Here is a 20,485-nt window from a genome sequence, read left to right as displayed (position 1 = left end):
CCTCTCGGCTCACTCGCCGCGGTACAGCTCGCGCTTGTCGATATAGCGCACGACTCCGTCGGGCACCAGGTACCAGACGGGGTCGCCCTTGGCGACTCTCGCACGGCAGTCTGTGGAGGAGATGGCCAGCGCGGGAACCTCGACCAGCGAGACGCCGCCCTCCGGCAGTCCGCGGTCGGTCAGTTGGTGGCCGGGCCGGGTGCAGCCGATGAAGTGCGCCAGGGAGAACAGCTCCTCCGAGTCCCGCCAGCTGAGGATCTGTCCGAGGGCGTCGGCGCCGGTGATGAAGAACAGGTCGGCGTCCGGGTTGAGCGCGCGCAGATCGCGCAGGGTGTCGACGGTGTAGGTGGCTCCGCCGCGGTCGATGTCGATCCGGCTCACCGAGAACTGCGGGTTCTCGGCGGTCGCGATGACCGTCATCAGGTAGCGGTCCTCGGCCGGGGAGACATGGCGGTGGCTCTTCTGCCAGGGCTGGCCCGTCGGCACGAACACCACCTCGTCCAGGCCGAACTGGGCGGCGACCTCGCTGGCCGCCACCAGGTGGCCGTGGTGGATCGGGTCGAACGTCCCGCCCATGACACCCAGGCGGCGCCTGCCCGGGTTCGAGGGGCCGCCCGCGGGGCCGCTCGCCGGTCGCCGCGCGCCGTCGGCCTGGCCGTTCGCCGTGTCCTTCGCCGGACCGGTAGGCATGTCCTGCTCTCCCATGCGTGCAGACCCTACCGGCCCGGTGCGGGGGCCTCGCCTGCCAGCCGCCCGGGGACGGTCAGCGGTCGCGGTTGAAGAGGGTGGTGACCCAGAGCAGGAGCAGCAGGATGATGAAGGCGCTGCCACCGGTGACCAAGGGGTTGAGGCTCTCGTGGTTGCCTCCGTGCTCCTCGCCCTCGGCGGCGAGGGTGACCAGCTGGGCAGCGGCGCTGTGGATGCTCATCTTCGGCAGGACCTATCCGGTGTGGGCGGGATAAAGACGTGGGGCCCATGGTAAGCGGGCGCCTCCCCGGCGATCACGCCGACTCCGCCATCGGGAACCTTCCGGCGCGCTCAGTCGTCGTTCCGTTTGTACCCGCGCAGCAGGAACCACCCGGTGAGCGCGCACCCCACGACCATCACGATCAGGATGATCCGCAACAGGTTGCCCGACCCCTGGTGCTGGGCGGCCTGGGCGAGCCAGACGGCCCGGGAATTGTGCGCCATGGCGTGACTCCTTCGCTGTACTGCCCGTCCACGGTATCTCCACCTAGGCTGGACCCCGCTCCGGGGGCACATTGGGACACAGACGCACATGGGGGACCACATGTCCGACGACGGCCACGAGCACGAGGCGCACGAGCACGTACCGAGCAGGCAGCGCAGGCGGTTCCCGGGGATCTCCTCGCGCGCGTACGAACACCCGGCCGACCGCAGCGCGCTGGTGGCGCTGCGCAAGCTCACCGGCTTCGACACCGTCTTCAAGGCCCTCAGCGGCCTGCTGCCCGAGCGCAGTCTGCGTCTGCTGTTCCTGTCGGACTCGGTCCGGGTCTCCGACCAGCAGTTCGCCCACCTGAACGACATGCTGCGGGACGCCTGCTACATCCTGGACCTGGAGAAGGTCCCGCCGATGTACGTGACCCAGGACCCGCGCCCGAACGCGATGTGCATCGGCCTGGACGAGCCGATCATCGTCGTCACCACCGGCCTGGTCGAGCTGCTCGACGAGGAGGAGATGCGGGCGGTCGTCGGGCACGAGGTGGGCCACGCCCTCTCCGGCCACTCCGTGTACCGCACGATCCTGCTGTTCCTGACCAGCCTGGCGCTCCGGGTCGCCTGGATCCCGCTGGGCAACCTGGCGATCATGGCCATCGTGACCGCGCTGCGCGAGTGGTTCCGCAAGTCGGAGCTGTCCGCGGACCGGGCCGGGCTGCTGGTCGGGCAGGACCTCAAGGCGTCGATGCGCGGCCTGATGAAGATCGCGGGCGGCAACCACCTGCACGAGATGAACGTGGACGCGTTCCTCCGACAGGCCGAGGAGTACGAGGCGGGCGGCGACCTGCGCGACTCCGTCCTGAAGATCCTGAACGTGATGCCGAGGTCGCACCCCTTCACCACGGTCCGCGCGGCCGAGCTGAAGAAGTGGGCGGAGAGCCGCGACCACCAGCGGATCATGGACGGCCACTACCCCCGCCGCGACGAGGACAGGAACACCTCGGTCACCGACTCCTTCCGCGAGTCGGCGGCGAGCTACGCGAGCAACGTGAAGAACTCCAAGGACCCGCTGATGAAGCTCGTCTCGGACCTGGCGGGCGGCGCGGGAGACCTCGGCGGCCGGGTGCGCCGCGGCTTCGGCGGCTTCACGGGCTCGGCCCCGGCGGACGGCCGCTCACCGGAGGACGGCCCGCCGTCGGACGGCCCGTCGAAGGACACCCCGCCGCGCGACTGACCCGTCACCGTGCGGGGGGCCCGCCCGCGCGGGAGAGGCGCCGGGACACGCTCCGGCGGGCCCGGAGAGACCCGCGCCGGACCTTCGGCAGGGCGGCGTCCGCCGGGCCCTACACCTTCGGCTGGGCGTCGGCAGCCAGCGTGCCGCAGAGCGCCGTCGGACTGCCCGCGGCGTACGGGTCCGTCCCGGCCGGGCCGCCCGCGCGGGCCGTCTGTCCCGCCAGCAGCGGGCGGAGCCGGTTGGCGCTGTCGGCCCCGCAGGAGAGCGGACCGGCCTGCACCGAGGAGGCCACCAGCTGGGCCTGGTGCAGCCGCAGGTCGTCGCGGTCGAACCGGAAACGCAGCTCGCGCCGGACGGTGAGGAGCGAGGCGGCGGCCCCCGCGGCGGCCCCGGCCGGGCGCAGGGCGTAGACGAAGGTGTGGTCGGCGACGACCTCCAGGGTCGCCGCGTCGGACTCGTCGGCCCGCAGGGTGCCCCGGACCCTCACGCGGCGGTCGGCGAGCTGGGCCTCGGTGGCGTCGAGGCGCACCAGCCAGCCGGTCGGGGTGTGCCGTCCGTCGGCGGCCGGGTGGTCGAAGCTCTCGTCGAACTGGTCGAGCTGCCGGGAGTCGAGCAGGACCCGCACCGGCCGCACGTTCTCGCCGTCGATGACCTCCGGGTCGAGGGAGGAGCGCACGATGTAGTCCTTGGCGGTGGTCAGGGCGGCCACCACCTGGCTGTCCGAGAAGTGCGCGGTGCGCCGCACGGCTGGCAGCGGGACGCCCTCGGCGCCGATCGCGAACCGGGCGGCCGGGCTGTGCGCGTACAGGTCCTCGGGGTCGACCGCGCCGGGGACCTTGCCGGTCGGGGCGAGCGGGATGACCGTCAGCCGCGGGGACTCCACGGGCAGGGACGCGGTGGACGACTGGTAGGGGTGGCGGATGCCCATGTAGATCGCGGTCCCGAAGGCCACCGCGACGAGCGTGACGAGGACCAGGACCTGCCGGGAGAGCCCGCGGTGCAGCGGGGGGCGGCGGCGGACGGCGGGCGCGTGGTCGCCGACGCGTTCCCGGGCGGAGAACTCCTGGAGCCGGGCAGCGCGGACGAACGACTCGTCGAAGACGACGGATCGGTATTCGTCCTCTCCCCCGGGGATGCCCTCGGGTGTCCCCTCCGGGGGGTTTGCGGGCCCGCCCATATCTTCAGAGTAGGTCTCGCGGCCCTCGGGTAAACGCGCGGCCACCGGACAACTTCTGACAGGTTCTCACCAGGACCGTCAGGGGTCGCGCGGGATCACCGCCACGGCGGGCCCGGAGTGGTCGGCGGAGGCGGACGGCACCAGCGCGCCGCCCTGTTCGAGGCCGGTCGAGGCGGGCGCGGGGATCTGGTCCTGGCTGCCGGGGGCGCCGCCCCGGTAGACGGCGGCGAAGGCCAGCGCGACCATGCCGATCCCCATCACGAGCGCGAGCAGCCAGGCGACGGGGCGGTGCCAGCGGACCTTCTTGCCGAAGATCCCGGCGGCGCCGTAGCGGCCTCCGAGTTCGTCGTGGTCGTCGTCGGCGTCGAAGTCGTCCGGGTCGTCGGGGTCGTGATCATGGCGGAATCGGGAGTGTCCCGGGCCGGGTCCGCGGGCGCCGTCCTGGTGGGGCTCGCCCCGGCCGCGGGCGGCGCGGCGGGCTTCGGCCTCGGACGCCTCGGCGCGGGCACGGGCGGCGGCGAGGAGGCGTTCGACGGCGGTCGGCTCGTGCACGACGGCCGCCCGGACGAAGGCCTCGTCGAAGACCACGGAGGCGAACTCTTCGTCCGACACCCCGCGGTCGTGGTCGTCGTCGGGGTCCCAGCCGTCAGGGAACGGCGTGCCCCCCACGTCCTCCGGCACGGTTCCAGAGTAGACCTGGGGGGTCAATTTGGGCAGGCGGTAAGGAAATTCGACCGCGGGCTGAGACGACTCTCACCCGGGCCGCGCCCGCCGCCCCCGCGCCCGCCGGCGCGCGTGCCGGACGCGGGTCCCGCCCCGGTCAGTGCCGGATGTGCCCGTCACCGGTGACGATGTACTTGGTGCTGGTCAGCTCGGGCAGGCCCATCGGGCCGCGGGCGTGCAGCTTCTGGGTGGAGATGCCGATCTCCGCGCCGAAGCCGAACTGGCCGCCGTCGGTGAAGCGGGTGGAGGCGTTGACCGCGACGGTGGTGGAGTCGACGAGCTGGGTGAAGCGGCGGGCGGCCTGCTGCGAGGTGGTGACGATCGCCTCGGTGTGCCCGGAGGTCCACAGCCGGATGTGCTCGACGGCCTTGTCGAGGGAGTCGACGACGGCGGCGGCGATGTCGTGCGAGAGGTACTCGGTCTCCCAGTCCTCCGGGGTCGCCTCGACGACGGTGGCCCTGGAGCCCTCGGCGAGGGCGGCGACCCGCTCGTCGGCGTGCACCGTCACCCCGGCGTCGGCGAGCGCGTCGAGCGCGCGCGGCAGGAACGCGGCGGCGATGTCCTGGTGGACCAGGAGGGTCTCGGCGGCGTTGCAGACGCTGACCCGGTGGGCCTTGGAGTTGACGAGGATCTCGACGGCCATGTCGAGGTCGGCGTCCGCGTCGACGTAGACGTGGCAGTTGCCGGTGCCGGTCTCGATGACGGGGACGGTGGACTCGGCGACCACGGTCCTGATGAGGTCGGCGCCGCCGCGCGGGATGAGGACGTCGACGAGGCCGCGGGCGCGCATCAGCTCGCGGACGCTCTCGCGGCTCTCCCCCGGCACGAGCTGGACGGCGTCGGCGGGCAGCCCGGCCCCGCCGACGGCGTCCCGGATCACCCGGACGAGGGCGGTGTTGGAGGCGTAGGCGGAGGCGGAGCCGCGCAGCAGGACCGCGTTGCCCGACTTCAGGCAGAGCGCGGCGGCGTCCACGGTGACGTTGGGGCGGGCCTCGTAGATGATGCCGACGACGCCGAGCGGGACGCGGACCTGGCGCAGGTCGATGCCGTTGGGGAGGGTGGAGCCGCGGACGACCTCGCCGACCGGGTCGGGCAGGGCGACGACGTCGCGGACGTCGGAGGCGATGGCCCTGACCCGCTCCGGGGTGAGGGTGAGCCGGTCGACGACGGAGTCGCTGGTCCCCGCGGCCCGCGCCGCGGCGACGTCCCGCGCGTTGGCCTCGACGATCTCGCCGGTCCTGACCTCCAGGGCGTCCGCGACGGCCAGCAGCGCGTCGTCCTTGGCCGCGCGGGGCAGCGGGGCGAGGTCGGCGGCGGCGGCCCTGGCGCGGTAGGCGGCCCGGGTGACCGGGGTCATGGAGTCGTACGGCGAGAGCGTGGTCATGTCCGAAGGGTAGTGCTCCGGGCGGATGCGTCCCCCGCACGTCCCACACCCCGAGACGGGTGTCAGAAGGGGTGGACGCCGACCGAACTGGCGGGCGGCGGGCCGTATCCCTCGGCGATCCGCTGGTGGTAGGTCTCGCGGTCGATGACCTCGAGGCCGACGATCTCCCAGGGCGGCAGCCGGGACGTCTGGCGGTGCTCGCCCCACAGGCGCAGCGCGACCGCGGCGGCGTCGTGCAGGTCGCGGGCCTCCTCCCAGTAGCGGATCTCCGCGTGGTCGTTGGCGTAGCGGCTGGTCAGCAGGAAGGGGTGGTCGTGGGCGAGCTGTTCGAGACCGCGCCTGACCTCCTTCAGCGGGGCCTCCCGGCCGGAGACGCTGAGGGTGACGTGCCAGAGCCGGGGCAGTTCCTCCGGCTCCTCGTACCGGTCACCGGCCGCGACGCTGGTCAGGGCGCGCTCCTCGCCGGCCGCCCGGGAGGCGCCTTCGGCGCCGCTGCGGGACACCGCCCCTGGGCGCACTCGTCTCACGACGGCCTCCTTCTCGCGGTGGTCCGCACGGCGGACCTTTCCTGTCCCTGAGACAAAGTTGAGCAGGCCGCACGGGCTCGTGGGGTGGTTTTGCGGAACGTCCACCTCACAGCGGCCCGTTTTGCGGGGCGTTCCCCCCGTTTTCGGCCCGGCCCCCGGGCCGTCAGGGGCGCAGGACGGCGAGGTCGTCCCGGTGGACCACCTCGCGCTCGTAGGCGGGGCCCAGTTCGCGCGCCAGTTCCCGGGTCGAGCGGCCGATCAGCCGGGGGATCTCCTTCGCGTCGAAGTTGACCAGCCCGCGGGCGACCGCGCGCCCCTCGGTGTCCCGCAGCTCCACCGGGTCCCCGGCGGCGAAGTCGCCCTCGACCCCGGCGATCCCGGCGGGCAGCAGCGAGGAGCGGCGCTCGACGACGGCGAGGACGGCGCCGTCGTCCAGGGTGAGGGAGCCCTGCGGGGTGGAGGCGTGCTGGAGCCAGAGCAGCCGGTCGGCGGAGCGCTTGTCCGCGGGGTGGAAGTAGGTGCCGGTGTCGCGGCCGGTGAGCGCGTCGGCCGCGTGGACGGCGCTGGTCAGCACGACCGGGATGCCGGCCGCGGCGGCGATCCTGGCCGCCTCGACCTTGGTGACCATGCCGCCGGTGCCGACGCCCGCCCTGCCCGCGCTGCCGATCTCCACGTGTTCGAGGTCCCCGGGGCCGCGGACCTCGGCGATCCGCGCGGTGCCGGGCCGGGCGGGGTCGCCGTCGTAGACGCCGTCCACGTCGGAGAGGAGGACCAGCAGGTCGGCGTGGACGAGGTGGGCGACGAGGGCGGCGAGGCGGTCGTTGTCGCCGAAGCGGATCTCGTCGGTGGCGACGGTGTCGTTCTCGTTGACGATCGGCAGGGCGCCCATCGCCAGGAGCTTGTCCAGGGTGCGGGAGGCGTTGCGGTGGTGGGTGCGGCGGCTCATGTCGTCGCTGGTCAGCAGGACCTGGCCGACCCGTACCCCGTAGCGGGCGAAGGAGGCGGTGTAGCGGGCGACGAGCAGGCCCTGGCCGACGGAGGCGGCGGCCTGCTGGCGGGCCAGGTCGCGGGGTCGGCGGGGCAGCCCGAGCGGGGCGAGTCCGGCGGCGATGGCGCCCGAGGAGACCAGGACGATCTCCTTGTCGGCGCCGCGTCCGGTGGCGAGGACGTCGACGAGCGCGTCGACCCGGTCCGCGTCCAGTCCCCCGGCCGCGGTGGTCAGTGAGGAGGAGCCCACTTTGACGACGATCCTGCGGGCCTCGTTCACGGCCTGCCTTGCCCCTGCCACCTTGCCTGCCGCCCCTCGCGTCGGTCCCACGGCCGTGCGGCAATCTACGCGAACGGGGCCGCGTCGCGCGCGTCGGTCCACTCCCCGGACACGCGCCGGGTGACGGAAACCTTACGGTCCGGATACGACCGAAAGGTTGCGTTGGTTGCTCATAGAAATTAAAGACGAAACAAATTTATTCTGAACTCCGTGCCATCTACAGTTCCCCGCGTGCAGCGCATCCTTCTCCGTTCCGGCAAGAGCCCGTTCGACGTCGTGCCGTTGGAGGAGGCACTCCACCAGGACGTGATCGCCACCAACTCCGGCAACCTGATCTTCAGCGACGCCACCCACAAGATCCTCCAGACCCCGGGCACCGAGGTCGTCTCGAACGGCATCCGCACCGACGTGGCCGCGGCGGGACGCATCAACGAGGAGTACGACGCCTTCGTCGTCCCGCTCGCGAACGCCTTCCGGCCGTCCTTCGAACCGCAGCTGAGGCGGCTGACCCGGCTGATCTCCCGACTGCGCATCCCGGTCGTGGTGGTCGGCGTCGGCGCGCAGGCCGGGCTGAACTACAACCCGGCGCGGCTGAAGCCGATGGAGGCGTCGGTGCGCGAGTTCGTCTCCGCGGTGCTCGACCGCAGCGCGTCCATCGGCGTGCGGGGCGAGTTCACCGAGAGCTACCTCCGGGGGCTCGGGTTCCAGGACGTCGACGTCATCGGCTGCCCCTCGCTGTTCATGCACGGCAAGGACCTCGCGGTCGCCAAGGGGCGGCCCGCGCTGACCGCGGACTCCCGGATCGCGGTCAACGGCTCGCACGGCGCGATGGAGAAGCAGGGCCTCGACCAGGTGGTCCGCTGGGCCCACGCCCGCTACCCGCGGCTGCGCTTCATCGGCCAGAACCTCAGCGACGCGCGGCAGTTGCACTGGCGGGACCTGTCCCACCCGAACGCCGCCGTGACCGCGATGCCCACCCACCCCGACCACCCGATGTACCGCGAGGACAAGGTCCGCGTCTACATCGACCCGGTCACCTGGATCGACGACCTGCGCGCCTTCGACTTCTCCTACGGCTCGCGCATCCACGGCAACATCGCCGCGCTGCTCGCGGGCACCCCGGCCACCGTGCTGTGCGGCGACTCGCGCACCCTGGAGCTGTGCCGGTACTTCGAGATACCGCACCGCAGGATCGACAAGCTGCCCGGCGACCTCGACCCGGCCGCGCTCTACGAGGAGGCGGACTTCGGCGGTCTGACGGGCGGTCACGCGGAGCGCTTCGCGCGGTTCACGGCGTTCCTCGACCGCAACGGCCTGGCCAACACCTTCAGCCACGGCGACTCGGGCGCCGCCTTCGAGGCCCGGCTGCGCTCGCTCCGCTTCCCGGCGGGCGTGGCCCCCTGGAACGAGACGGACATCGCCTCGCTCTCCTCCCGGTTCGGCTGGCTCCAGAGCCGGGTCTCCGAACTGTCCCTGGAGAACGCCCGGTTGCAGCGGGAGCTGGAGCGCGGCGGCGCGAAGGCGTGGGCCGGGAAGAGCCCGGCGGCCGCGGCGGGTCCGCCGGTCTCGGTGTACCGCAGGGCCCGCCGGGTGGTCGGCCGCCCGATCCGCCGGGCGTTCCAGAGCGGCCGTCAGTGACACGTGCCCGTGGCGGCGGCGGGGCCTGACGCCCCGCCGCGCCCTCACAGGGCCGCGGCCGTCCCTCCGGGCGTGGCCCGGGAGGTGAGGATACGGCGGACCTTGCGCAGCACCCGGCGGGCGAGGGAGCGGGGGGAGTTCTCGCGGTAGCCGTGGAAGCCCCGGGCCTCGCGCGGCCCGGCCAGGTAGACGGTGTCGGGGACGCCCGCAGCCCGGTCCCTGAAGTGCGGGTAGACCAGGTAGACGCGGGTGCCGCGCTTCTCCAGGAGGGCCGCCGCCTGCTTCTTCTCCTTGCCGAACCGCAGGACGTCCACGAGGAGTTCGGGGCGCTGCTCGGCCACCAGGTGCAGCCGCAGCCGCTCCTCGACCTTGAGCCGGGTGGCGACGCCCGCGCTCCAGTACCGCTCCATCAGCGGCTTCGCCAGTTCGAGCTTGCGGGCGCGGACCTCCTCGCCGTCCTTGAGGAAGCGGGGGCCGAACTGCGGGAGCAGGGTGATCAGGAAGGGCCGGATCATCAGGGCGTCGCGCCGCTCCCCCGCCGGGACGAGGTCGGCGATCAGCTCCATCAGGGCCCGCGCGGAGTCGAAGCGCAGGGTGTAACTCCCCGTCTTCGTCACGTGTTTGCCGTCCTCGCGGCCCACCAGGTAGTAGCAGGTGTAGTCGGCGAGCACCGAGACGCCGTCGGCCCGCAGGTACGCCTCCATGGTGAACAGGGCGTCCTCGCCGGTCCACAGCGACTCGTCGAAGCGGATGCCGTGGCGGGTCAGGAAGGAGTGCCGGAAGAGCTTCTGGGCGCTGAGCGTGAACTTGATGTTGGAGGAGTGGACGTCGGTGCGCTCCAGGGTCCGGTGCCACATCGACTTGGGCGGGTTGCGGTTGATGCCCTCGATGCGGCCGAGAACCACGTCGGTGCCGTTGCGGTCGCCCATCGCGACCATCCGCTCCAGCGCCTCGGGGCCGAGCCGGTCGTCGGCGTCGAGGAAGAAGACGTACCGCCCGGTGGCCTTGGCCAGGCCGGTGTTGCGCGGGCCGCTGGGGCCACCGGAGTTGGGCTGTCTGATCACGGTGACCGGGAACGGCGCGCGGGCCGCGAACCGCTCCAGGCACTCCCCCGTGCCGTCGGTGGAGCCGTCGTCCACGGCGACGACCTCGACGCGCGCCGGGTCGAGGGTCTGCGCCTCCACCGACGCCAGGCACTCCACCAGGTAGGGCATGGCCTCGTACGCCCCGATGACGACGCTCACATCAGGCTGCGTGACGGTCACGTTTCCCCCTTGTTCATGGAACATTTCCCCCGAATGGTCAGATTCGGCAACCTGGTAGACGGGTGGGCATGGAAGCCGGTTGCTTCGTTAACAGGAAACCGTGACTCAGGTCACAGGATTGGCCGAGGTCTTTCGCCGGTAGGCGCGAACGTTAGGGCTCCCGGGTAAGAACGAGGGTGAGGGAACGCCAAAAGGGCGCGGTCCCCGAGGAGTTGTCCTCGGGGACCGCGCCCTTCCGGTGCGCGGGTGCGGGCGGTCAGCGGGGGCCGGGGCCGTCCGTCTCGCCGGTCGCCGTCACCGGCTGCGCGGGCGACAGGGCGTCCGACAGCTCGTCCGCGCCGGGCGTCCCGGCCGCGGCGGCCCGCGACTCCTGGCCCAGGTTGCGGGACTCGGCCTTCAGCGCGAGGTCGGCCACCGCGGTGTTGAACTGCTCGATGGAGGTGGGCTCGTCGGGCCCGAGCAGGTACTGCTTCAGCTCCGTGCGGCCCGCGGCCAGCGGGTCGGCGGCCGGGTCGCGCACCGCGGCCAGGAACTCCCCCAGCTCGGCGGCGCTGTTGGAGAGGATCACCGCGGCGCGCACCGCGGTGTTCTGCCGCTTGAACTCCTCGACGCCCAGCTCCGCCGAGTCGGTGACGGCGTACGGCTTGCCGCTGGCGATGAAGTCGGAGACGACGCTGGAGATGTCGGAGACCATCGCGTCGGCGACGTTGAAGCAGTCGTACAGGCGCGGTTCGGCGCCCGAGATGACGCGGTGCTCGAAGCTGCCGAAGGAGCGCCAGTAGGCGTCGTTCCACTCGGCGCGCAGCCGGGCGACCTCCGCGTGGCGGGCGAGGTCGACGACGCCGTCACGGCTGGCCTCGGCCTCGTCGCGCTTGTCGCCGACCGCGCCGGACAGGTCCGCGAGGCGGCTCTCGATCCGGGCCAGGTCGGCCTTGGCGCGGGCCTGGCCGGCGGCGTCGGCGGTGAACCGGGTGCCGGTGGCGCGCTCGGCGGCGGCCTTCTCGACGAGGGCGGTCACCCGGCGGTGGGCGGCGCCCGCCTCGGCGCTGACGGTGCCGGTGAAGGGGTGCGGCTTGTACAGCACACGGACCGGCGGGTCGGCCGTGATCAGCTTCCTGACGATGTTCTCACCGGCCAGCACCAGCGAGGTGTTGCCCGGGTTGCCGTCCCAGCCCTCCCAGGTGGGCGCGTACAGCACGGTCGGGACGCGGTCGCCGGGGGCGGCCGCGCGGCCCTGGATCGGCGCGAGCTGCGGGCGGCCGACCTCCACGATGTCGTCGTCGCGGACGCCGACGTCCGCTATGGCGTACCGGTCGCGTCCGGCCCGGCCCGCGGTCCACACCTCGTCGTAGGCCTTGCTGAACGGGTTGACGCTGGCGAGCTTGTCGCTGTCGCCGTGGCCGATGAAGACGTGCTTCATGGTGGGCACGCGCAGCAGGTGGATGTTCTTGCCGACGTTGGCCGCGTAGAGCGCGACCCGCACGGTCGACAGGTCAAGGTTCATCAGGTGGACGCCGCCGGGGACGCAGATCACCGGGACGGTGGTCGGGGCCATGTTGGCGAGGATGACCCGCTCGCGCAGGACGACCAGCGGCCGGGAGCCGAGCTGCTCCATCGTCTCCAGCCACATGTTGACCTGGTAGGCGGAGTCCTTGGAGCCGGAGAAGTACAGGACCGTCTCGGGGCGGTACTCGCGCAGCCAGTCGTCGACGGCGGCCAGGACGGTCTCGGCGTTCGGCGGTATCTTCCGGCCGCGCAGGTACCGGGTCAGGGCGAGGACGTAGAGCAGGCCGAGGACGAGCGTGACGGCGATGCCGACGAAGCCGGGCACGGACGAGTCGACGACCCCGGAGACCAGGATGCCCGCGACGGCGGCGAGGTCGAGGTGGAGCATCTTCTCGGCGGATCGGTTCAGCAGGGCGCGCGGCGGGGCGTCCGGGATGCGGATGCGGGACTTCAGGTCGACGTTGCGGGTGGCGACCGGCATCCGGCGGCGGTTGCGGATCAGCGCGACCAGGGCGCCCTGGGGGGCCTGGAGCCCGTAGAAGGCGATGAAGCAGGCGACGGCGCCGTAGTAGATCAGGTTGTCCGCGAGGGACAGCCGGGCGAGCAGCAGGATCAGCAGGAGCTGCCGGATCAGGAAGCGGATCGACAGACCGGCCCTGACCTTGCTGAGCCGGTTGACCAGGTAGCTGCCCTTGCGGTGCAGATAGTGGTCCGCCAGGTATGTCACGGCGGCCGCGGCCGCGAAGGCGTACACGCTCGGGACGAGCGCGGCCAGCATGAGGGCCGGGTAGCCCAGCATCATGAGCGCCGCCGCGGCCAGCTCGGCCGCGCTGCCCACCCGGGCGACGCGAATAGCGGTGGATATCACGGAGAAACCTGCTCTGGGAGGGGAGGTGTGCCGGTTCTGTACTGAATTGCGCGGGGTGTGTGTCAATTCGCCAGGTGTACGGATTCAGGCCCCTGCGAACGCCCGGTGTACGAGCAATCTCAGAGGCCTGAATTACCGATGAAGACTAATTAGGTCAATTATTACACGCCGTCCTGACGGTCGAGCACGGAGGCCAGCGCCTGCTCGAAGCCGTTGGCCTTGGCGGCGCCCGCCGTCGGGTCCTGCTGACGGACGTCGATGACGTGGCCGGTGAGCTCGGAGAGCAGGACGTCGAGCGAGGTGCGGGCGACCGCCTCGGAGGAGAGGAGGCTGCCGCTGGGCTCCTGCCCGAACGCCTTGGTGCGCATGGGGGTGGCGGTGCGCTCGGGGTTGATGCAGTTGACCCGGATGCCCTCGCCCGCCCACTCGTCGGAGAGCGCCTGGGTCAGGTTGACCATGGCGGCCTTGGTCGAGGAGTAGAGGCTGTACTCGGCGCGGCCGCGGGTGTAGCTGCTGGAGGTGTAGAGCAGCAGCTGGCCCTTGGTCTCGACGAGGTACTTGTAGGACGAACGGGCGATCTGGACCGGCGCGAGGTAGTTGACCTTCAGCGCCTCCTCGATCGTCGCGTTGTCGGTCTCGGCGAGCTTGCCGATGCGCAGCACACCGGCGGTGTTGACGACGTAGTCGATGCGCCCGGTCTCGCCGTACGCCTTCGACAGGGCGTCGTCGACCTCCTCCGGGTTCTCCACGTGGGTGCCGGTGGTGGAGCGGCCCAGCGCGTACACCGAGGCGCCGAAGGACGCGGCCAGCTCGGCGATGTCCTTGCCGATGCCGTAGGACCCGCCGAAGATCACGACCGTCTTGCCGCCGAGCAGCTCGCGGTAGGCGGCCTCGTCGACCTGCTCGGGGGCGGCGGTGGAGGCGAGCTGGAACAGCTTGTCGGCGATGAAGACGTCGACCGGCTGGGTGACCTTCATGTTGTACTCGTCGCCCGCGACGACGTGGATCGGCACGTCCGGCAGGTACTTGAGCACGACCGAGCAGTCGTCCGTGGCCTGGAAGTTCGGGTCACCGGCGGCGACGTCGTAGGCGCGGCGGATGGTGGAGAGCTTGAACGCCTGCGGGGTCTGGCCGCGGCGCAGCCGGGAGCGGTCCGGGATCTCGGTGATGAACTCGCCGTCCTGGCCGTGGGTGCGGGTCACGATGATGGTGTCCGCGGACGGGATGGCGACGTCCACCGCCTCGTAGCGCTCCAGGGCGGCCACGCAGTCGTCGATGACGCGCTGGGAGAGCAGGGGGCGCACGGCGTCGTGGAAGAGGACGTTGCGGTCCTCGCCCTCGGCCAGGCCCTCGCGCAGGGCCTCGATGGCGCGCTCGGTGGTCTCGTTGCGGGTGGACCCGCCCTCGATGACCTTCCTGACCTTGGTGAACCCGGCCTTGGCGACGATCTTCTCGACGTCCGGCACATACCCCGGTGCCATCAGCACGATGATGTCGTCGATCGAGTCGGCACGCTCGAAGGTGGTGAGCGTGTGCTCGATGACTGCCTTGCCGGCGATCTTCAGCAGCTGCTTGGGGATCGACAGACCCACCCGCTGGCCGGTGCCGCCGGCCAGGATCACTGCGGTGGTACGGGGCTTGGCTATGTGCTCGGACACAGACGACCTACCTTGGGGCGACAGGGAACGGGGAAATGGTCCCACTTGCGGTTACCGCAGTGCAAGGTGAGCGCCGTCCGACGCATATGTGCGCGCCATCTGGCATTCACCTCGCCCTGCTGGTGGCCGGGGAGACGGTCGGGGGAACACCGTCGCCCTCGCTGTGAGTAACCGCACAGGGTCAGCGCCGCCGCAACCGCCGCAGGCAGCGCTGCCCGAGCACCCTCACCAGCTCCTTCGACGTCGTCTGGTGCACCGTGCGCGCCCTGGCCCCGGCGGTGTGCCCGACCGGGACGGCCGCGACCGCCGCGAGGACCCCGTAGAGCGCCTGGGCGGCGACCTCGGGGGCCACCCGGGGCTCGGCCGGCGCCTCCCAGGGGGGTCCGGCGGGCACGGCGGACAGCAGTGAGAGATCTCCGAGCACCCGCACGCCCAGACCGGTGACGCGTTCGGCCGTCCGGGCGCCGACCTCGGCGGCGGCCTCCAGGGCCCAGCCGGGCGTGCCGATGCGCGCGTCCCCGGGAGCCGGGCTGCACGTGTTCTTCATATGCATGACGGCGCCGTTGCGGACGAGTGCGGAATACAGTTCGTCGGGCAGTCCATTGCCGCGGAATTCCTTGTTGAGATTCCGCAGCATTTCGGTCTCGGCCAGGGTGAGAGAGCGATTCGCGGTGTCCGGAACAGGCCGCAGGAGGCCGTCGGGGAGTCCGAGGAGCGCCTCGAAGGTGCGCAGCAGGCCGCCCCGGTCCCGGTCGTCGACCACGACGACGGTGACCCGCCCGGGGCCGACCGCGCGGGCCCAGCGCTCGATCAGCCGGTCGTGCCGGTGCCGTCGCCAGAAGCTGGGGTTGGGCTGGTCGTAGGGGGCCTTGCGGAGCATGTGGTCGAGCCACTCCGGGTAGCCCATCCGCAGCCCGTTCTGCACGTACTGCTGCCACTGCGAGGGCATGATCTTCGCCAGCGGCCGCAGCGTGACCAGCACGTGGACGCGCTCACCGCCGAGCCGCTCGACGATCCGGGCGACGGTCGCGTCGTCCCCGGCGTCGGCGAAGAACTCGCTGCTGACCACCGAGGTGCGCGCGCCCGCGGCCTCGACCTGGCGTTGCAGCCGGGTCCAGTGCCGGTCGGTGGGGACCGCGTCGCCCATCATGGCGGGCCGGGCGCAGGCGGCCAGCGCGGCCTCCATCGGGTGCCGCGTGTGCGCCGGGAACTCCACCCCGTGGGCGGGGAGCAGCTCCTTCGCGGCGAACAGGGCGCCCTGGACCGAGGTGGTGCCGGTCTTGTGCGGGCCGATGTGCAGCAGCCGGGTGCCCGCGGGCAGCGGGGCGGGCCCGTTCACCCGGGCGTCGTCTCTCGTACAGTCCGTCTCCATGGTCAAGGGACGGTAAGGGGACGTCCTGAGACGACCCTGAGAACGGCCTGGGACCCGTATGAGTCCCAGGCCCCGGCACCGGGTCAGACCTCGCGCACGCCCGGTGTGCCGTTCTCCACCCGCAGCCGGGTCAGGGTGCTCGCGGCGGCCTGCGGGCGCACCACGGTGTCGACCACCCGCACCTGCGCGTCGACGGCCTCGCGGCGGATGTCGAAGAGGTGGTAGCCGCGGTGGGCGTCGATGACCTTCCAGTGCGGGTTGTCGGCCTTCAGCGGGTCCCACTGGGCGTGGAAGGCGGCCTGGTCCTGGTCGCCGTTGCTGGAGATCGAGGTGCCGACGAACTCGGCGCCGACGACGTCGGAGTCCGGGTCGGCGAAGTCCTCCTTGAGGTCGCTGATCATCGTCAGGTGCCGGTCGCCGCTGAGCACCACGGGGTTGCGGATGTCCGCGAACTCCCGCAGGAGGGCGTTGCGTTCGACCTGGTAGCCGTCCCAGGCGTCGTAGTACCAGAGCTTGCCGTCGCCGGGCAGCAGGTCCGTCTCGGCCATCATGATCTGGGAGGCGACGAGGTTCCAGCGGGCGGGCGAGTGGTGCAGCCCGTCCAGCAGCCACCGCTTCTGCCGGGCGCCGAGCATGGTCATCGCGGGGTCCTGGGCGCCCTCCTGGCCGGTGGCCTGGTCGGTGCGGAACTGCCGGGTGTCCAGCACGTTGAGGCGGGCGAGGCGGCCGAACTCCAGGCGCCGGTACATCTGGATGTGCGGTCCGTCGGGCACGGCGGTGGCGCGGACCGGCATGTGCTCGTAGTACGCCTGGAAGGCGGCCGCCAGCCGGGCCACGAACGCGTCGTGGGACTGCTTGTCGGGGTCCTGCGGGATCTCGCCCGCCCAGTCGTTGTCGACCTCGTGGTCGTCGAAGGTGACCACCCAGGGGGCGTTGGCGTGCATCGCGGCGAGGTCGGGGTCGGAGCGGTACTGCGCGTACCGGTTGCGGTACTGCTCCAGGGTGACCGGCTCGCCGGTGCCCTCGTGGCGGCGCGGCCCGGCGGAGGACGGCGTCGACTCGTAGATGTAGTCGCCGACGAACAGCACGACGTCGGGGTCCTGGGCGAGCATGTCGGCGTACGGGGTGAAGTAGCCGTGCTGCCAGTTCTGGCAGGAGGCGAGGGCGATCCGCAGGGAGCCTCCGGTGGCGGCGCGGTGCGGGGCGGTGCGGGTGCGGCCGACGGGCGAGAGGTGGCCGCCCGCCCGGAAGCGGTACCAGTAGGGGCGGCCGGGGCGCAGACCGCGGACGTCGGCGTGGACGCTGTGCCCGGACTCGGGGCGGGCCGGGGCGACCCCCCGGCGGGCGACTCTGCGGAACCGCTCGTCCTCGGCGATCTCCCACTCGACGGGGACGGTCTCGTCGGGCATGCCGCCGCCGTGCAGCGGGTCGGGGGCGAGCCGGGTCCACAGGACGATGCCGTCGGGCAGCGGGTCGCCGGAGGCGATGCCGAGGGAGAACACGTTCTCCGGGAGCGGGGTGCCGGCCGCGCGGGCGGCGGCCGGAAGCCAGAGCTGCGCGGCGGCGGTGGCGCCGAGGACGGCGGCCCCGGCGGTCAGAAAGCGGCGTCGGTCGGGCGAGCTGGTGCCGGTCATCGGTGAACTCCCTTGCCTCGCTGGCCTCGTGGACATGTGAAGGCTCACGCAGCAGGGCGGTCGGCGCACTGAACCCAACCCTGCGCGTGCATGACAAATAGGAAGACAACAGAAGACCCGTCGCGCCCCGGGCACCATCACGACATACGTGATCTTGCCGGAACGTGCCGGTCCCCCCGGGCGGCGACACCGGCACGGCCCCCGGCGGCGGGACACCGCCGGCCGCCCGCGCGGGCAGGTGGCCGCGCACGACGACGGCGCGCCACCCCGGCCCTGCCGGGCCCGGATGACGCGCCGTCGTCGTGCGCGGGTGGCGTCAGAACGGCTCGAAGCCGTCGAACTCCGCCTCGGACTCGTCCCGTTCGGCCTGCCGGTCGCGGCGCCTGACGGCCGCCGGACGCGGCGCCTCGAAGCGGTGGTCCTCACCGCGGCGGCCGAGCATCTCGGCCCCCGACATCATCGACGGCTCCCAGTCGAAGACCACGGCGTTGTCCTCGGGACCGATGGCCACGCCGTCGCCCGAGCGGGCACCGGCCTTCATCAACGCGTCCTCGACACCGAGGCGGTTGAGCCGGTCGGCGAGGTAGCCGACCGCCTCGTCGTTGCTGAAGTCGGTCTGCCGCACCCAGCGTTCGGGCTTCTCGCCGCGGACCCGGAAGAGACCCTCCTCCTCGCGGGAGACGGTGAAACCGGCGTCGTCGACCGCCTTGGGCCGGATGACGATCCGGGTCGCCTCCTCCCGCGGCTTGGCCGCGCGCGCCTTGCCGACCAGCTCGGCGAGGGCGAACGACAGCTCCCGCAGCCCGAGATGGGCGACCGCCGACACCTCGAAGACCCGGTAGCCGCGCTCCTCCAGCTCGGGCCGCACCATCTCGGCGAGGTCCTTGCCGTCGGTGACGTCGATCTTGTTCAGGACGACGATCCGGGGCCGGTCGCCCAGGCCGCCGTACTGGCTCAGCTCCTCCTCGATGATGTCGAGGTCGGAGACCGGGTCGCGCTCGGACTCCAGCGTCGCCGTGTCCAGCACGTGCACCAGCACGCTGCACCGCTCCACGTGCCGCAGGAACTCGAGGCCCAGGCCCTTGCCCTGGCTGGCGCCCGGGATCAGACCGGGCACGTCCGCGATGGTGTAGACGGTGCCGCCCGCGGTGACCACGCCGAGGTTGGGCACCAGGGTGGTGAACGGGTAGTCGGCGATCTTCGGCTTGGCCGCGCTGAGCACCGAGATCAGCGACGACTTCCCGGCGCTCGGGTAGCCGACCAGCGCCACGTCGGCGACGGTCTTCAGCTCCAGGACGATGTCCTGCAGGTCCCCGGGCTCGCCGAGCAGCGCGAAGCCGGGCGCCTTGCGGCGGGCCGAGGCCAGCGCCGCGTTGCCGAGGCCGCCCCGGCCGCCCTGCGCGGCGACGTACGAGGTGCCGTGGCCGACCAGGTCGGCGAGCACGTTGCCCGCCTTGTCCATGATGACGGTGCCGTCGGGCACCGGCAGGACCAGGTCCTGGCCGTCCTTGCCCGAGCGGTTGCCGCCCTCGCCCGGCTTGCCCGCGGTCGCCTTGCGGTGCGGCGAGTGGTGGTAGTCGAGCAGGGTGGTCACCGACTGGTCGACGGTGAGGACGACATCGCCGCCCCGGCCGCCGTTCCCGCCGTCGGGCCCGCCGAGCGGCTTGAACTTCTCTCGGTGGACGGAGGCACAGCCGTGGCCTCCGTTACCCGCGGCGACATGGAGTTCGACGCGGTCCACGAAGGTGGTCATGGTTCAGTGCCTCCAGGAAATCAGGGGTGTTACTCGGATCAACACGCGAAAGGCGGACCCGCCTTCCCACCCGGGAAGTGAGGTCCGCCTCGCGAAAGCGTTCGATCGACTCGCTCGGGTCAGGCGACCGGAACGATGTTCACGACCTTGCGGCCGCGGTGGGTGCCGAACTGCACCGAACCGGCCTGCAGCGCGAACAGCGTGTCGTCGCCGCCACGGCCCACACCGGCGCCCGGGTGGAAGTGCGTGCCACGCTGACGGACCAGGATCTCACCCGCGTTGACGACCTGACCGCCGAAGCGCTTCACACCGAGCCGCTGGGCGTTGGAGTCGCGACCGTTCCGGGTGGACGATGCGCCCTTCTTGTGTGCCATGTCTCCTCAGTCCCTTACTTCGCAGCCGTGGGGATCGCCGTGACCTTGATCGCCGTGTACTGCTGGCGGTGGCCCTGACGACGGCGGTAGCCGGTCTTGTTCTTGTAGCGCAGAATGTCGATCTTCTGGCCCTTGTGGTGGTCCACGATCTCAGCCGTGACCTTGATGCCGTCCAGGACCCACGGGTCGCTGGTCACGGCGTCGCCGTCCACAACGAGCAGGGTCGAGAGCTCGACCGTGTCGCCGACCTTGGCGGTGGAAATCTTGTCAACCTCGACGATGTCGCCGACAGCAACCTTGTGCTGGCGACCACCGCTGCGCACGATGGCGTACACGCGGACTCTCTTTCACTCGGAGATACGGCACCCCCGCAGGCCAGCCGAACCGGCACGAAACACGGACGACCTCTCCCGGCCACCGAGGCACCCGGGAGGAAGAAGGTTTACGGGGATGTGACGTGCCCATATCCGCGGACACGCCGAAGGTCAAGGGTACGGGGACTCGGCCGAAGGGGTCAAACCGGGTCGGTGCCCCGAGCTGTGCGGCCGGTCACCCCATGGTGGGGTGACCGGCCGCGGACCGCTCGGATCAGGCGTCGTCGCCGGCGCTGGAGACCGCGGTCTTCTTCGCCGCCGTCTTGGCCGTGGTCGTCTTCTTGGCCGCCGCCTTCTTGGTGGTGGCCTTCTTCGCGACCGTCTTCTTCGCCGCCGCCTTCTTGGCCGGGGCGGCCTTCTTGGCGGGCGCCTTCTTGGCCGCCGTCTTGCGCGCGGCCGTCTTCTTCACCGGCGCGGCCTCGGGAGCCTCGGCCGGTGCGCCGTCGGTCTCCGCCGCCTCGGGCGCGGCCGACGGGACGACCACGACGGCCGCCTCCTCGGACGCGGTCGGCGCGGTGGCCTTGCGCACGGCGCGGCGCCGCGGACGGGCCG

General features: G+C 72.0%; 19 protein-coding genes. 2 read left to right on the top strand and 17 right to left on the bottom strand.

Annotated elements, in window-relative coordinates; genetic code table 11:
• Window positions 1-9 precede the first annotated feature (9 nt).
• The 3 genes from nadD to GA0115242_RS40745 form a co-directional block, all read right to left on the bottom strand.
• Window positions 10-705 (bottom strand): nicotinate-nucleotide adenylyltransferase, encoded by a 696-nt coding sequence (nadD, locus tag GA0115242_RS15280; protein ID WP_093828668.1) that lies wholly within the window; start codon window positions 703-705, stop codon window positions 10-12.
• 58 nt (window positions 706-763) lie between these two features.
• Window positions 764-928, bottom strand: coding sequence for a hypothetical protein (locus GA0115242_RS40750; RefSeq protein ID WP_093828666.1), 165 nt, complete (start codon window positions 926-928; stop codon window positions 764-766).
• Between the two features lie 110 nt (window positions 929-1,038).
• Window positions 1,039-1,191, bottom strand: coding sequence for a hypothetical protein (locus tag GA0115242_RS40745; RefSeq protein ID WP_093828664.1), 153 nt, complete (start codon window positions 1,189-1,191; stop codon window positions 1,039-1,041).
• 100 nt (window positions 1,192-1,291) lie between these two features.
• Between GA0115242_RS40745 and GA0115242_RS15265 the strand changes: the two genes are divergently transcribed.
• A complete protein-coding gene (locus tag GA0115242_RS15265; RefSeq protein ID WP_093828706.1) occupies window positions 1,292-2,413 on the top strand; it encodes a M48 family metallopeptidase in 1,122 nt (373 codons plus the stop codon).
• Window positions 2,414-2,522: 109 nt separating this feature from the next.
• On the opposite strand, the gene GA0115242_RS15260 is transcribed toward GA0115242_RS15265, so the two are convergent.
• From GA0115242_RS15260 to proB, 5 genes are all read right to left on the bottom strand, one after another.
• A complete protein-coding gene (locus GA0115242_RS15260; protein WP_093828662.1) occupies window positions 2,523-3,590 on the bottom strand; it encodes an SCO2583 family membrane protein in 1,068 nt (355 codons plus the stop codon).
• A gap of 78 nt (window positions 3,591-3,668) precedes the next feature.
• Window positions 3,669-4,298, bottom strand: a complete 630-nt coding sequence (locus tag GA0115242_RS15255; protein ID WP_093828660.1) for an SCO2584 family spore wall biosynthesis protein — start codon at window positions 4,296-4,298, stop codon at window positions 3,669-3,671.
• A gap of 112 nt (window positions 4,299-4,410) precedes the next feature.
• Window positions 4,411-5,697: a glutamate-5-semialdehyde dehydrogenase gene (locus tag GA0115242_RS15250; protein WP_093828658.1), complete on the bottom strand. Its 1,287-nt coding sequence runs from the start codon at window positions 5,695-5,697 to the stop codon at window positions 4,411-4,413.
• Window positions 5,698-5,759: 62 nt separating this feature from the next.
• A complete protein-coding gene (locus GA0115242_RS15245) occupies window positions 5,760-6,215 on the bottom strand; it encodes a hypothetical protein (RefSeq protein WP_093828656.1) in 456 nt (151 codons plus the stop codon).
• Window positions 6,216-6,387: 172 nt separating this feature from the next.
• Window positions 6,388-7,512, bottom strand: coding sequence for a glutamate 5-kinase (proB, locus tag GA0115242_RS15240; RefSeq protein WP_093828654.1), 1,125 nt, complete (start codon window positions 7,510-7,512; stop codon window positions 6,388-6,390).
• Between the two features lie 210 nt (window positions 7,513-7,722).
• Here proB and GA0115242_RS15235 point away from each other — a divergent pair, with 210 nt between their 5' ends.
• Complete coding sequence (locus tag GA0115242_RS15235; protein ID WP_093828651.1) at window positions 7,723-9,129, top strand: polysaccharide pyruvyl transferase family protein; 1,407 nt, start codon at window positions 7,723-7,725, stop codon at window positions 9,127-9,129.
• A gap of 44 nt (window positions 9,130-9,173) precedes the next feature.
• On the opposite strand, the gene GA0115242_RS15230 is transcribed toward GA0115242_RS15235, so the two are convergent.
• From GA0115242_RS15230 to GA0115242_RS40740, 9 genes are all read right to left on the bottom strand, one after another.
• Complete coding sequence (locus GA0115242_RS15230) at window positions 9,174-10,394, bottom strand: glycosyltransferase family 2 protein (RefSeq protein WP_093828649.1); 1,221 nt, start codon at window positions 10,392-10,394, stop codon at window positions 9,174-9,176.
• Between the two features lie 256 nt (window positions 10,395-10,650).
• Window positions 10,651-12,768 carry a hypothetical protein gene (locus tag GA0115242_RS15225; RefSeq protein ID WP_256089440.1) on the bottom strand — a complete coding sequence of 706 codons (2,118 nt, stop codon included), beginning with the start codon at window positions 12,766-12,768 and terminating at the stop codon, window positions 10,651-10,653.
• A gap of 161 nt (window positions 12,769-12,929) precedes the next feature.
• Window positions 12,930-14,426 (bottom strand): bifunctional cytidylyltransferase/SDR family oxidoreductase, encoded by a 1,497-nt coding sequence (locus GA0115242_RS15220; protein WP_093828645.1) that lies wholly within the window; start codon window positions 14,424-14,426, stop codon window positions 12,930-12,932.
• A 181-nt stretch (window positions 14,427-14,607) separates the two neighbouring features.
• The gene (locus GA0115242_RS15215; protein WP_093828643.1) at window positions 14,608-15,798 is read right to left on the bottom strand and encodes a hypothetical protein; all 1,191 of its coding nucleotides are present in this window, start codon (window positions 15,796-15,798) and stop codon (window positions 14,608-14,610) included.
• A gap of 83 nt (window positions 15,799-15,881) precedes the next feature.
• Entirely contained in the window at window positions 15,882-17,432 is a 1,551-nt protein-coding gene (locus GA0115242_RS15210) for an alkaline phosphatase D family protein (RefSeq protein ID WP_093828641.1), read from the bottom strand.
• A gap of 316 nt (window positions 17,433-17,748) precedes the next feature.
• Complete coding sequence (obgE, locus tag GA0115242_RS15205) at window positions 17,749-19,185, bottom strand: GTPase ObgE (RefSeq protein WP_093828639.1); 1,437 nt, start codon at window positions 19,183-19,185, stop codon at window positions 17,749-17,751.
• 119 nt (window positions 19,186-19,304) lie between these two features.
• Entirely contained in the window at window positions 19,305-19,559 is a 255-nt protein-coding gene (gene rpmA, locus GA0115242_RS15200; RefSeq protein WP_010041940.1) for a 50S ribosomal protein L27, read from the bottom strand.
• Between the two features lie 14 nt (window positions 19,560-19,573).
• The gene (gene rplU, locus GA0115242_RS15195; protein ID WP_093828637.1) at window positions 19,574-19,894 is read right to left on the bottom strand and encodes a 50S ribosomal protein L21; all 321 of its coding nucleotides are present in this window, start codon (window positions 19,892-19,894) and stop codon (window positions 19,574-19,576) included.
• A 253-nt stretch (window positions 19,895-20,147) separates the two neighbouring features.
• On the bottom strand, window positions 20,148-20,485 hold a 338-nt coding region (locus GA0115242_RS40740; RefSeq protein WP_176729815.1), incomplete at its 5' end, for a hypothetical protein.

Source organism: Streptomyces sp. SolWspMP-5a-2, from assembly GCF_900091845.1.
GTDB lineage: Bacteria > Actinomycetota > Actinomycetes > Streptomycetales > Streptomycetaceae > Streptomyces > Streptomyces doudnae.
This window is presented reverse-complemented; position numbering and strand designations above follow the sequence as displayed.

Coding starts and splice junctions, on each gene's coding strand:
- nadD (WP_093828668.1), bottom strand. CDS start 705: ATGGGAGAGCAGGACATGCCTACCGGTCCGGCGAAGGACACGGCGAAC.
- GA0115242_RS40750 (WP_093828666.1), bottom strand. CDS start 928: ATGAGCATCCACAGCGCCGCTGCCCAGCTGGTCACCCTCGCCGCCGAG.
- GA0115242_RS40745 (WP_093828664.1), bottom strand. CDS start 1,191: ATGGCGCACAATTCCCGGGCCGTCTGGCTCGCCCAGGCCGCCCAGCAC.
- GA0115242_RS15265 (WP_093828706.1), top strand. CDS start 1,292: ATGTCCGACGACGGCCACGAGCACGAGGCGCACGAGCACGTACCGAGC.
- GA0115242_RS15260 (WP_093828662.1), bottom strand. CDS start 3,590: ATGGGCGGGCCCGCAAACCCCCCGGAGGGGACACCCGAGGGCATCCCC.
- GA0115242_RS15250 (WP_093828658.1), bottom strand. CDS start 5,697: ATGACCACGCTCTCGCCGTACGACTCCATGACCCCGGTCACCCGGGCC.
- GA0115242_RS15215 (WP_093828643.1), bottom strand. CDS start 15,798: ATGGAGACGGACTGTACGAGAGACGACGCCCGGGTGAACGGGCCCGCC.
- GA0115242_RS15210 (WP_093828641.1), bottom strand. CDS start 17,432: ATGACCGGCACCAGCTCGCCCGACCGACGCCGCTTTCTGACCGCCGGG.
- obgE (WP_093828639.1), bottom strand. CDS start 19,185: ATGACCACCTTCGTGGACCGCGTCGAACTCCATGTCGCCGCGGGTAAC.
- rpmA (WP_010041940.1), bottom strand. CDS start 19,559: ATGGCACACAAGAAGGGCGCATCGTCCACCCGGAACGGTCGCGACTCC.